The following is an 11,347-nucleotide window of genomic DNA, read 5'->3' as shown; positions in this document are numbered from 1 at the left end:
TCCGACCCCCAGCCGCGAGGAAGCCCTGGCGCTGGCCGAGACCCTGGCGCGCGCCGGCTGGGCCTGGGGGCCGGCGGCGATCGGCGCTTTGCGCTCGGCCCCGGTGGGGAACATGTTCCGTTCGTCCGGCCTCGACGCCTGGGCCAGGCTCGCCGAGTGGGAGGCCGAGGCGCCGGCCGGCGAGGCGGGCTCGCGGCCGATCGAGCCCGCGGGCGCCGCCGAACGGCTGAAGGCGCTCTTGGCCCAGGCGGGCCTCTCGGAGGCCAGGCCCGCCCAGGCCGAGTTCGCCGCCGAGGCCGCCTTCGCCTTCCAGCCGCGCGAGCGCGAGGGCGAGCCGCGCATGATGTTGGCGGAGGCGGGCACCGGGGTCGGCAAGACGCTCGGCTACCTGGCCCCGGCGTCGCTGTGGGCCGAGGCGAACGGGCCGGCGGTGTGGGTCTCGACCTACACGCGGGCGCTGCAGCGGCAGATCGAGCGCGAGAGCCAGGCGATCTTTCCCGACCCCAGGGTGCGGGCGAAGAAGGCGGTCGTTCGCAAGGGGCGCGAGAACTACCTCTGCCTCTTGAACTTCCAGGATGCGGTGAACGCCGCCCAGCTTGGCAACGGCGACCTCGTCGGCCTGGGCCTGACCTCGCGCTGGGCGCGGGCGACCCGCGACGGCGACATGACCGGCGGCGACTTCCCGGCCTGGCTGCCGACGCTCTTCGCCGTCTCGCCGGCGGCCCAGGCCAGCGCCGGCAACCTGGTCGACCGGCGCGGCGAGTGCATCCACGCCGGCTGCGCCCACTATCGCACCTGCTTCGTCGAGAAGGCGATCCGCGGCTCGCGGCGCGCCGACATCGTCATCGCCAACCACGCCCTGGTGCTGACCCAGGCGGCCTTCGACGGCGCCCGCGCCGCGCGCGGCTCCAAGGCCGACGGCGAGACCAGCCAGCTCAAGCGCATCGTCTTCGACGAGGGCCACCATCTGTTCGACGCCGCCGACAGCGCCTTCTCCGCGGCGCTTTCCGGGGCCGAGGCGGCCGAGCTGCGCCGCTGGATCCGCGGGCCCGAAGGGCGCGGCCGGCGCGGCCGGGGCCTGGAGGCGCGGCTGATGGACGTGCTGGGCGACCATGACGAGGCCAAGCGCGCGCTGGTCGAGGCGACGCGCGCGGCCGCGGCCCTGCCGGGCGAGAGCTGGTCGGGGCGGATTGCGCCGCCGAACGGCGAGGTGAACCCGATCGGGCCGATCGAGGGCTTCCTGGTGGCGGTGCTGGAGCAGCTGCGGGCGCGGGCCACGCCCTCCGACGTCGGCATGGAGTGCGCGGCCCGCCCGGCGCTCGACCTGGTGCGCGAGACCGCCCGCGAGGCCGCTGCGGCGCTGGCGAAGATCGAGGCGCCCTTGCTGGCGCTGGCCCGCCACCTGGAGGACATCCTCGACGCCGAGGCCGCGACCCTCGAGCCGTCCCAGCGGGCCAGGATCGAGGGCGCCTTGAGGGGGCTCGATCGGCGGGCGCGGATGACCCTGCCGGCCTGGCGCTCGATGCTGCGGGCGATCGACGAGGACAGCGAGGACGATCCGGATTTCGTCGACTGGTTCGACGCCACCTTCCTCTACGGCCGCGTGGTCGACGCCGCCTGCCGCCGCCACTGGATCGACCCGACCGAGCCCTTGACCAATGCGGTGATCGCGCCGGCCCACGGGGTCCTGGTCACGAGCGCCACCCTGGCCGATCCGACGCTGGACGATCCCTTCGCGCTCGCCGAGATGCGCACCGGCGGCGCGCGCCTGCCGGACCGGCCGAAGACGCTGAAGCTGGCTTCGCCGTTCGACTACGCGGCCCAGGCCCGCGCGCTGGTGGTCACCGACGTCGCCCGCGACGACGCGCGCCAGGTGGCGGCGGCCATGCGCGAGCTGTTCCTGGCGGCCGGCGGCGGGGGCCTGGGGCTTTTCACCGCCATCCGGAGGCTGCGGGCGGTGCACGAGCGGATCGCCGCGCCGCTGGCCGACAAGGGCCTGGCGCTCTACGCCCAGCACGTCGATCCGCTGGAGGTCGGCGCGCTGGTCGACATCTTCCGCGCCGAGGAGGACGCCTGCCTTTTGGGCACCGATGCGGTGCGCGACGGAGTGGACGTGCCCGGCCGGTCGCTGCGCCTGCTGGTTTTCGACCGCGTGCCGTGGCCCAGGCCCGACCTGTTGCACAAGGCCCGCCGGGCGCGGTTCGGCGGCAAGGGCTATGACGATGCGGTCGCCAGAGGCCGCATCGCCCAGGCCTTCGGCCGGCTCATCCGCCGGGCGGACGACAAGGGCTGCTTCGTCATGCTCGACGCCCAGGCCCCGACGCGGCTGTTCTCGGGCTTGCCCGAGGGGGTGGCGATCCAGCGCATGACCCTGGTGGAGGCGATCGAGGCGGTGGAAGGGTTCTTGGCGCCAGGTGCTCAGCAACCTTAGCTCTCATCCCGGAACCGAGCGCAGCACGGTGTCCGGGATCCATAAACGCCGGCCTCGCTACCGGAACCCAAAGCGGCGCCGTCTTGGCGAAGTGGCTGAGGCTATTGCCCGCGATGATCCCGGCCGAAGTTCGCCTCGGGGCTTTCCTGGCCGGCGGCGATGATGCCGCGGCGGATGGCGCGGGTGCGGGTGAAGAGTTCGAAGAGCTTGTCGCCTTCGCCCCAGCGGATCGCCCGCGACAGCGCCTGCAGGTCCTCGGTGAAGCGGCCGAGAATCTCCAGCACCGCGTCCTTGTTGGTCAGGAAGATGTCGCGCCACATGGTGGGGTCCGAGGCGGCGATGCGGGTGAAGTCGCGGAAGCCGCCGGCGGAGTATTTCATCACCTCGGTCTGGGTGACCTCCTCCAGGTCGGCGGCGGTGCCGACGATGTTGTAGGCGATCAGGTGCGGCAGGTGGCTGGTGACGGCCAGCACCAGGTCGTGGTGCTTTTCGTCCATGCGGTCGACGTTGGCGCCCAGCGCGCGCCAGAAGTCGACCAGCTGCTGCACCGCTTCCAGATAGGGATCGTCCTCGCGCGGCAGCGGGGTGACGATGGTCCAGCGATTGTGGAACAGCTCGGCGAAGCCGGCCTCCGGACCGGAATATTCGGTGCCGGCGATCGGGTGGCCGGGGACCAGGAAGACGCCCGCCGGGATCAGCGGCTTCAGCGCCTCGGCCACCGCGGACTTCACCGAGCCGACGTCGGTGACGGTGGCGCCGGGCTTCAGCGCGGGCGCGGCCTGGGCGCAGGCGCCGCTCATGGCCAGCACCGGCGTGGCCAGCACCACCAGGTCGGCGTCGCGAGCGGCCTCGGCCGGGTCGGCGGTGACCTGGTCGGCGTAGCCGAGCTCGACAATGCGGGCGCGGTGCTCGGGCGAGGCGTCGGCGACTGCGACCTCGGCGACCACGCCGGCGGCGCGGGCGGCGTGGATGACGGACGAGCCGATCAGCCCGCAGCCGATCACCGCCATCCGCGGATAGATCACGCCGCTCATCGCTTCAGGACGTCCGTCAGCACCTCGATCACGGCGCGATTGTGCTCCTCCAGGCCGATGGTGATCCGCAGATGGTCGGGCAGGCCGTAGTTCACGAGCTGGCGCACCAGCAGGCCCTTGGCGGCGAGCTGCGCCTCGGCCTCGGCGGCGGTGCGCCTGGCGGTCTTCGGGAAGCCGACGAGCACGAAGTTGGTGGCCGAGGGGCGGACCACGTCGAGCCCCAGGCCGCCCAGCTGCTGCTCGAGCCACGGCCGCCACTGGTCGACGAGGGCGATCGAGCGGCGCTGGAAGTCCTCGTCCGCGAGCGCCGCGACCGCCGCGCGCTGGGCCGGGATCGAGGTGTTGAACGGCAGGCGGATGCGGTCCATGGCGGCGATGATCTCGGCAGGCCCATAGCCCCAGCCCACGCGGAGCGCCGCAAGGCCGTGCAACTTGGAGAAGGTGTGGGTGACGACGATGTTCTCGGCGGTGCGGGCGTACTCCAGCCCGTCGCTGAAGCTCGGGTCGCCGACGAACTCGGAATAGGCGCCGTCCAGCACCAGCACCACGCTGGGCGGCAGGGCCTCATGCAGGCGGCGGACCTCGGAAAACGGGATCCAGGTGCCGGTCGGGTTGCCGGGGTTGGCCAGGAAGACCAGCCGGGTACGCTCGTCGACCACCTTGAGGAGCTCGTCGACGTCGATGCGGTGGTCCGGCTCGCGGGCGATCTTGACCTCGGCCTGGCAAGCCCAGGCGCCGATGGCGAAGCCGGCGAAGCCGAACTCGCCCTGGACGATGTTGTCGCCCGGCTCGAGGAAGGTCTGGCAGAGGATCGCGAAGACCTCGTCGGAGCCGCAACCGAAGATCAGCCGCTCGGGCTCCAGGCCATAGCGCCCGGCGATCGCGGTCCTGAGGATCGTGGTGCGGCTGTCCGGATAGATGTGCATCTCGCCCACCGCGCCGGCGTAGGCTTCCCGGGCCTTCTCGCTCGAGCCCAGGATGTTCTCGTTGGCCGACAGCTTGATCGGATTCTCGACCCCTTCGGCCTTGGCCTTCCCCGGGACGTAGGCGTGGATGTCCAGGATGCCCGGCTTGGGAAGAGGCCGCGCGGCGCTGCCGCGGTCGCTGGGCGGGGGGGATGCGGACATCTTGGCAACCGTCACGAAAAACCTGGAAACGACATAGGCTTGCGGGCTTACACGTCCAGGGGCGCGGGCGCAGCCCCGATGACGCCGCAGAGCCGCCCCGGCGCGCGCGCCAGCCGCGCATCCTCGGCCTGATAGAAGCCGGAAAGGACGAACAGCTTCAGGCCGCCGGCCTCCAGCATCAGGGTGGCGGCGACCCCGTCGCGGCTCAGCGCCTCGACAATGGCGCCGGCCCCTTGCGGGGCGTCCGTGACCCAGAAGGTGCGGTCCTCGCCGGTGGGCTCGACCTCGATCTCGGCGACGCCCAGCGCGGCGAGCGGCCCCCAGGCGGCGAGGCAGGGCAGGGTGGTGAAGACCTTCAGCCGGGGCTCGGCGAGGAGCCGGCCCCACCAGGCGCTGTCGGGCGTAAGCGCCGCCACGGCCACGCCGCCGCGGGCGCGGGCGGCGGCGAGCGCCTCCTCGGGCTTGGCGACCTGGCGGATCGGCGGGGCGGCGCCGAAGCGCATGCGGGCGAGCTCCATCGTCCGGCCGGGATCGCGGCCGCCCCAGACGGCGATCTGGAACGGGCCCTGGAGGCTCAGGCTGTCGGCCATCAGCTCGCGCCAGATCCGCACCACCAGCGCCGGCCGGGCGGCGGTGCGCCGCATGGCCAACAGCTTGCGCAGCACCTGGGTCTCCCGGGCCGGGCGCAGGCCGAAACGGTCGGCCTCGCCGGCGGCGGCCTTGGCGGCGGCGACCTCGCGGGCGAGCGCCGAGCGTTCGTCGACCAGCTTGAGCAGCTCGGAGTCGATGGCGTCGATGCGCGCGCGGACGTCATCGAGCGACGGCGACGCGGGCTTGCTCTCGGCCATGTTCCTCCCCCGGAAGATCAGCGTTGCGGTTAGGTCATCGAGCCGGCAGGCGCAAGTCCGCCAAAAGCGCAGTCAGAACCGTTTCGTCACCGCCACGCCCCAGGTCCTGGGTTCGAGGGTGAAGGCGTTGGTCATCAGCCCGGAGGAGTCGTCGCTGAGGTAGAGGTCGGTGATCGGCGTCGCGTCGGTCAGGTTCTTGACGAACAGCCGCACGTCGAAATCGCGCCGCGGACTGGCGAGCGTCAGGGTGGCGTTGAGCACGCCGTAGCCCCGCAGCTTGTCGGTCGCGCTGTTGAAGATCCGCGCATAGCTGCCGCCCTGGCGGTAGTAGTCGCCGCGCAGGGTGGCGAGCCAGTCCCACAGGTCCCAGCCGTATTCCGCGCCGAAGGCCAGCGTCCATTCCGGCGCGTTGGGCAGGCGATGGCCGCGGAGCGAGACCGGCACGCCCTGGCCGACCTGGACGACGCTGTTGGGCAGCGGCGAGTTGTCGACCGCGACCGGCGCAGTCAGGACGTTCATGCCCGCGTAGTCGTAGAGACCATAGGCTGCCGCCAACCCCGAGCAGACGCCCAGCAGGGTGAGCGGGTTGCCGGTGACGCCGGCGACGGTGCGTGCGCCCGGCTGGCCCTGCTGGATGGCCAGGAGGCCGGCCAGGGCGGCGCGGTCCACCACGCAGTTGGAGCCGTCCTGCGCCTTGACGATCGACAGGCGGGGGTCGCCCTGGGTGCGGTCGAGGGTGTCGAGCACGGCCCCGCCGCGGATGCGGGTCTTCAGCCAGCCGACGCTCAGGTTGAAGCGCAGGCGCTCGACCGGCTCCCAGACGCTCTCCAGCTCCAGCCCGTCGATCGCGGCGTCGACGTTCTGGGCGACCGAGGATTTGTTGATGATCGCGGCAACCTGGTAGCCGCCGTAATCGTAGTGGAAGGCGGTGAGGTTCAGGACCAGGCGACCGTGCGCCAGCACGTTCCGGGTCCCGATCTCGTAGGCGTCGACGGTCTCCGGCGCGTAGGTCGGCGAGATCGAGCCGCAGCCGGGGCTCTGCAGGTCGCAGGGGGTGTTGAAGCCGCCGGGTTTGAAGCCGTGCGAATAGCTCGCATAGACCATGGTCCGGTCGGTGAAGCCGAGCTTCGGCGTCCATTCGACGATCGCCCGGCCGGTGGTGCTGTCGTCGTCGCGCTCCAGCAGCGGCGCGGGCGGCAGGCCGCGACCGCCGTTGAAGGCCGGATTGGCCCGCTGCCCTGACGCCGGCGGCGCGGCGGCGAGCGTGGCCGGCGCGAAGAGGGTGACCGGGTTGGGCTCGCTCTCCTTGTGGTCGCGGCTGGCGCGCAGGCCCAGCGTCAGCTTCAGGCTGGAGGTGGCACGCCAATAGGCCTCGCCGAAGATCGAGTCCGACTGGGCGCGGTTCAGGGCGGCGTTGTCGAAATAGGCGTGGCCGCTGCCGTCCGGCGGGGTGTTCGGGTCGATGTAGATCGGAAAGACGCCGGGAAATCCTGCGAGCGTGTCGCGAAACTGGGCGAAGGCGGTCAGTCCGTTGGAGAGTACGAAGTACTCGCTGCGGACCTGGAAGTTGCGGTGCAGGGCGCCCAGGCTGAAGTCGAAGGCGCCGCCGAAGTCCGAATAGAGGCGGACCTCCTGGGTGAACTCCTTGGCCTGCGTCGGATAGTAATCCGACGAGCGAAGCGTGTTCGAAGCGCCCAGCTGGGGGTCGGCCACCACGCCGTCCGGGAACATCCGCGTCGGCGTGAAGGTGAGGCGCGGGACCGCGCGCAGGTAGTCCTGCACCGACAGGCCGTGGTCGTAGTTGAAGCCGGTCAGCGACTCCAGGTTCAGCCGGGGCGTGAGCGCGAACCTGGCGTCGATCTGATAGAACCGCGAGTGCGCCTGATAGATCGGATCGGCGACGGACTGGATGTGGCGCAGGTCGTGGTCCTGCGTCTGGCCGGTCAGCAGGTCGCCCTGGGTCAGGCCGAACAGCGGCAGGAAGATTCCGCCGAGCGTCGCGGACGAGTTCACGGTTCCGAAGGCGGCGTTTCCGTAGCGGGAGCCTGGCAGGCAGCCCTGGCTCAAGAGGCCGCGGTTGGCGGCGCTGACGGCGACGCCGTTCAGGGAGCTCGGGCCGGGGTCCTTGATGCACAGCGGCTTGCCGACGCGCGAGCGGCTGTCGCTCTCGTCGAAGGTCTCGACCATGACGTTGAGGTCGAGCGCCTGGTTGGGGTGCAGGCGCACGGTGATGCGCGAGGCGCCGATGTCGCGGCCGTCGACGGCGTCGCCGGTCCCGGTATTGGTGAAGAAGCCGTCGCGCTTCAGCCGGATGCCGGCGATGCGCACCGACAGCATGTCGTTCAGCGGCAGGTTGAGCGCGCCGGAGAGGCGCACCGAGTCGTAGTTCCCGTACTCCGCCGTGGCCCAGCCGCCGAGCTGGTCGGTGGGCCGCGCGGTGATGACGTCGAGGGTCCCGCCGGTGGCGTTGCGGCCATAGAGCGCGCCTTGCGGCCCGCGCAGAACCTCGACCCGCTCGACGTCGAAGAACTCCGCGTCGGCGATGTGGCTGTAGGTGAAGGGCGTGGCGTTCTCGTGGATGCTGACGCCGTATTCGCCCGAGAGGCCCACGAACTTCGAGCCGATGCCGCGGATCGACATGTTGTAGCCGCCGAAGAAGGACCGCGAGAAGTTCATGTTCGGGACCGCCAGGAGCAGGTCCCGCGGGCCGTCCAGGCGCGAGGCCGCGAGCTGGTCGCCGGTGAAGGCGGAGACCGCCAGCGGCACGTTCTCGATGGCGGCCTTTCGCCGCTCGGCCGTGACGACCAGCTCCTCCAGGGCGTGCGCAGCGGTCGCCGCCGCAGCCGGGGTCTCGGCCGCTCCGGCCGGGGCGGGCGCGGCCGCGGCGAAGGACGCAACTGTGACGGCGCTTGCAATCAGCGGGCGCCGACGCCGACTCGGACTCATGAAATACCCCCGTTGGGGGGAAGCCTTATCGCGGGTTCAGCGCAAGGTGGAGCTTATCCTTGCCGGCTGCACGCTGTTCGCGGCGACAAGCCGCGCGGCGGCCGCCTCGCCCACCCGCTCCAGCAGGGCGTCGGCCAGGATCGGCTTGGACAGGTGGCCGTCGGCGCCGGCGGCGAGCGAGGCGTTGACGTGCTCGGGCATGGCGTTGGCGGTCAGCATGTGGATCGGCGTCGGCCGGGCGCCCGAAAGGGCCTCGAGCCGGCGGATCTCCTCGACCGCCGCCAGCCCGTCCAGGAGCGGCATCTGCATGTCCATCAGCACCAGGTCGAAGTCGCGGCTGCGGAAGGCGGCCACCGCCTCGACGCCGTTCTCGACGCAGGTGAGGTCGACGCCGGCGGCGCCCAGGATCAGCTCGACGACCCGGCGGTTGGTTGGGTGGTCCTCGGCCAGCAGCACCCGCATGCCCTCCAGCGGATCGGCGGCCGGCTCCGGCGGGGCGGCCTCGTCCCACAGGTCCAGCGCCCCCTCGCCGCGCGGCAGCTCCAGCGTGAGCGTGAAGACCGCGCCCTCGCCTGGCTCGGCGTCAGCCTCCAGCCTGCCGCCCATGGCCTCGGCCAGCGAGCGCGAGATCGACAGCCCCAGGCCCGAGCCGCCGAACCGGCGGGTGATCGAGCCGTCGGCCTGCTCGAAGCGGGAGAACAGGCGCGCCTTGGTCTCGGCGTCGAAGCCGATGCCGGTGTCGCGCACCTCGAAGCGCAGCTCCGAGCTGGTTTCGCCGCGGCGGGCGGCGACGGTCAGCCGCACCCCGCCCACGTGGGTGAACTTCACCGCATTGCCGAGCAGGTTGGAGAGGATCTGCCGCAGCCGGGCTGCGTCGCCGACGTAGGTTCCCAGGGCGTCCGGGGCGATCGACACCTCCAGGTCCAGCCCCTTGGCCTGGGCCGCGGCGTCGAACAGCGCGCCGCAGGCGCCCACCGACGTCGCCAGGTCGAACGGCTCGGGCCTGAGCTCCATCTTGCCGGCCTCGATGCGGGCGAGGTCGAGGATGTCGGACAGCAGGGTCTCCAGCGTCTTGGCCGAGGTTTCGATCAGCGAGACCATCTCCGCCTGCGCCCCGCTCAGCCGGGTCCGGGCCAGGGCGCCCGCCACCCCCATCACGCCGTTCAGCGGGGTGCGGATCTCGTGGCTCATGTTGGCCAGGAACTCCGACTTGGCGCGGTTGGCGTCCTCGGCCTCGGCGGCCGCCCGCTTCAGCGCCTCGGCGGATTCGCGCAGTTCGGTCACGTCCTCGGCGATCCACAGCAGCTGCCGCCGGCCGCGCATGTCGTTGAAGATGACGTGCTTCATGCGCATGACGCGTCCGTCGCAGACGCCGCCCTCGACCCTGCGCTCGATTTCCGAAGCGCCGCCGGCGTCCAGGGTGGCGATGATCCGCTTCAGCTCGTCCAGCTGCGCCGGCTCCATGAGGTCCTGCAGGCGCGCCCCGACGGTCGCGCCGCTGTAATGGGCGAAGCCCGTGCTCATCTTGGCGTTCAACAGGCTGATGCGGCCGCTTTCCACGTCCGTCAGCGAAATCTGCGCCGGCAGGTTGTCGACCACGGCGCGCAGCTGCGCCTCGGATTCGGCGCGCGCCTCGCGGGCCTCGATCTCGGCGCTGATGTCCTGATGGACCAGAAGGACGGCGACCGGCCGCCCTTCGCCGTCGCGCCAGTAATCGGCCTGGCAACGCAAGTGGACGACGCGTCCCTCGCTCGGTTGCAGGCTGCGCTCGAACGCGACGGAGGTCTCGCCGCCCGCCAGGCGGGCGAACATCATCTCCATGTCGGCGGCCGCGTCCGGCACGGCTTGCGCCGCGGGCCGGCCGATCAGCTGATCGCGTGTAACGCCGGCTCGCTCGATGAACACCTTCACCAGGACCGGGCTGATCTCGAGAATTCGTCCGTCCAGGTCCAGCAGAGTCATGAAAATCGGCGCGCTCGCGACAAAGAGCCGCGCCACCTCAACCGGGCCGTGGGAAGTGGCCTCTTCCATAGTTTCTCCCCTGTCGGCTTGGGTGATTAAACCGCAGAGCTTAATTTTTCTCGTAACGGTGGCATGTGAGCTGAACCAACGTCAGAACGTGTTCCAGTCGTCGGCCGAAGCCTTCGCCAGGCGTTCGGCGGCGCCCGCATAGGCCTGCCAGCGCGCGCAGCTCCAGCGGCCGGTCACCGGGCAGCGTTCGGCGAGCGCGACCTCGTCCTCATCGCAGCCGATGCGCTCGTCAGGGTCCCAGCCCTCGGATGCGCAGAGCTCGCGCGCGAAGGCCTCGACCTCCGGTGAAGGACGTGGCGTACCCATTGCGCCTCGTGGCTACACCAGGAGGGTGTGTGGATCGTTTACGTGCGCGATCCGGGCGCCGCCCGTGGCCGGCCCGATCGTTCGGAGGCGGTCACTGGGACTGCGGATCGTCCGGCCGGTCCAGTTCGCGTGGGTCCCAGGACCGGGACTCCATCCGCTCGGCCAGGCGGCGCAGCTCCGCCGCCTTGGCGGTCAGCCACAGCTTGTCGGGCCGGTAGCTCACCACACGGGCCATGAATTCGGCGGAGGCCGCCTCTTTGCGTAATTCGTCAGGCGTCACCGAGGGAAAACCACTCTCGTTATCCGGGAGTTCCCGGATTGCGGTTTCGGGTCAGTTCTGCATGTGGATCAGGCGTGGCCCGTCGGATCCTCGATGTCGGCGTCCTCGTCCTCGCCGCGCCGGCGGGCCAGCGCTTCGGCGCGCAGCTTCTGCTCGATGCGTCGGCCCTCGGGACTGTCGGCGAGCTCGGCGAGCTCGGGGTTGGTTCGGTCTTTCGGCCCCATGGCCTCGTCGGCCACGGTCTCGCCAAGGGGAGGCGCATTGGTCCCGCCGCCGATCACGTGCTCGCCCGGATGAGGCATCTGGCGTCTCCTGCTTCTAATTTGCGCAGGCAATCGCGGAGG

General features: G+C 71.3%; 9 protein-coding genes. 1 reads left to right on the top strand and 8 read right to left on the bottom strand.

The features are described 5' to 3' along the window. A partial coding sequence (locus tag VJS38_RS11045; RefSeq protein WP_324088199.1) for an ATP-dependent DNA helicase occupies window positions 1-2,431 on the top strand: 2,431 nt, incomplete at its 5' end. Between the two features lie 101 nt (window positions 2,432-2,532). On the opposite strand, the gene VJS38_RS11040 is transcribed toward VJS38_RS11045, so the two are convergent. From VJS38_RS11040 to VJS38_RS11005, 8 genes are all read right to left on the bottom strand, one after another. Then, entirely contained in the window at window positions 2,533-3,465 is a 933-nt protein-coding gene (locus VJS38_RS11040) for a prephenate/arogenate dehydrogenase family protein (protein ID WP_324088198.1), read from the bottom strand. After that, a complete protein-coding gene (gene hisC, locus VJS38_RS11035) occupies window positions 3,462-4,592 on the bottom strand; it encodes a histidinol-phosphate transaminase (RefSeq protein WP_324088197.1) in 1,131 nt (376 codons plus the stop codon). Before hisC ends, VJS38_RS11040 begins: the two co-directional genes overlap by 4 nt. A 47-nt stretch (window positions 4,593-4,639) precedes the next feature. Continuing rightward, window positions 4,640-5,440 carry a chorismate mutase gene (locus VJS38_RS11030; RefSeq protein WP_324088196.1) on the bottom strand — a complete coding sequence of 267 codons (801 nt, stop codon included), beginning with the start codon at window positions 5,438-5,440 and terminating at the stop codon, window positions 4,640-4,642. 72 nt (window positions 5,441-5,512) lie between these two features. After that, a complete protein-coding gene (locus VJS38_RS11025) occupies window positions 5,513-8,386 on the bottom strand; it encodes a TonB-dependent receptor (RefSeq protein WP_324088195.1) in 2,874 nt (957 codons plus the stop codon). A 36-nt stretch (window positions 8,387-8,422) separates the two neighbouring features. Next, complete coding sequence (locus VJS38_RS11020) at window positions 8,423-10,417, bottom strand: PAS domain-containing hybrid sensor histidine kinase/response regulator (RefSeq protein WP_324088194.1); 1,995 nt, start codon at window positions 10,415-10,417, stop codon at window positions 8,423-8,425. Between the two features lie 81 nt (window positions 10,418-10,498). Continuing rightward, window positions 10,499-10,723, bottom strand: a complete 225-nt coding sequence (locus tag VJS38_RS11015) for a hypothetical protein (protein ID WP_324088193.1) — start codon at window positions 10,721-10,723, stop codon at window positions 10,499-10,501. Window positions 10,724-10,814: 91 nt separating this feature from the next. Further along, window positions 10,815-10,958, bottom strand: a complete 144-nt coding sequence (locus VJS38_RS11010; RefSeq protein ID WP_324088192.1) for a hypothetical protein — start codon at window positions 10,956-10,958, stop codon at window positions 10,815-10,817. 113 nt (window positions 10,959-11,071) lie between these two features. Further along, window positions 11,072-11,305: a hypothetical protein gene (locus VJS38_RS11005; protein WP_324088191.1), complete on the bottom strand. Its 234-nt coding sequence runs from the start codon at window positions 11,303-11,305 to the stop codon at window positions 11,072-11,074. Window positions 11,306-11,347 lie beyond the last annotated feature (42 nt).

The sequence above is a fragment of the Phenylobacterium sp. genome (assembly GCF_035276905.1).
GTDB lineage: Bacteria > Pseudomonadota > Alphaproteobacteria > Caulobacterales > Caulobacteraceae > Phenylobacterium.
This window is presented reverse-complemented; position numbering and strand designations above follow the sequence as displayed.